Annotated in this window: 1 protein-coding gene; it reads left to right on the top strand. The window is 65.1% G+C overall.

Features of this window, described 5'->3' with window-relative positions; genetic code table 11:
- Positions 1-22 precede the first annotated feature (22 nt).
- The gene (locus AWC12_RS24070) at positions 23-1,270 is read left to right on the top strand and encodes an IS481 family transposase (protein ID WP_085177473.1); all 1,248 of its coding nucleotides are present in this window, start codon (positions 23-25) and stop codon (positions 1,268-1,270) included.
- Positions 1,271-1,284 lie beyond the last annotated feature (14 nt).

Raw genomic sequence — 1,284 nt, forward strand, 5'->3', positions numbered from 1 at the left:
CGGCTCGGCGTGATGCTCGGGGATGCCGCAACCCACGTCAAAGGCCCGTCTGGTCCTGACCGCGTTGTTCGTCGACCACCAGAGCCCAGCCGAAGTCTCGGCGCGTTACGGTGTGCACCGCAGCTGGGTGTACAAGCTCAAGGCCCGCTACGAGGCTGAGGGCCATGCTGCCCTCGAGCCCCGCTCGCGGCGACCGAAAACCTGCCCGGGCGCCACCGCACCGCACGTTGTCGAGCTGATCGTGCGTCTACGCAGCGAGCTGACCGCCGCCGGCCTCGATGCCGGACCCGACACCATCGCCTGGCACCTTCACCACCGCCACGGACACCGACTCTCCCGCTCGACGATCAGCCGACATCTGGTGGCCGCCGGCCTCATCACCCCGCAGCCCAAGAAGCGACCCAAGTCCTCCTACGTCCGGTTCCAGGCCGTAATGCCCAACCAGACTTGGCAATCAGACTTCACCCACTACCGACTCACCCGCCCTGACGGCCGACCCGGCGCCAGCGTGGAAATCATCAGCTGGCTCGACGACTGCACCCGCTACGCCCTGCACGTCAGCGCCCACCCCCGCATCACCACGCCGATCGTTGTTGCCACATTCCGCACAACCATTGCCCGCCAGGGAATCCCAGCCTCCACACTGACCGACAACGGCATGGTCTACACCGTGCGATTGGCCGGCGGCAAAGGCGGACGCAACAGCTTTGAAGCCGAACTGCGTCGACATCACATCGTCCAAAAGAACTCCCGCCCCAGCCACCCCACCACCTGCGGCAAAGTCGAAAGATTCCAACAGACCATGAAGAAATGGCTACACGCCCAACCCGGCCAACCGCACACGATCGCCGAGCTCCAAACCCTCATCGATAGCTTCTGCGACGAATACAACCACCGCCGACCACACCGGTCCCTGCCACACCGAGCCACCCCGGCCGCCCTCTACAACACGATGCCCAAAGCCACCCCCGGACCACCGTCTCACCCCGACGCCCACGACCGCATCCGACACGACACCGTCGACAAAGCAGGGTCGGTGACCCTGCGCCACAACAGCCGTCTACACCACATCGGCATCGGACGAATCCACGCCGGAACCTGCGTCATCCTGCTCGTCCACGACCTCCAGATACGGGTCGTCAACGCCGCCACCGGAGAGCTGCTCCGCGAACTGACCCTCGACCCAAACCGCGACTACCAACCCACCGGAGCACCCAAAGGACCCACCCGACAACCCCCGAAACGACAACAGCCGAACCTACAAACGTAGGTCCGGCTGTCGCC

This window comes from Mycolicibacterium iranicum (assembly GCF_002101705.1).
Lineage (GTDB): Bacteria > Actinomycetota > Actinomycetes > Mycobacteriales > Mycobacteriaceae > Mycobacterium > Mycobacterium iranicum.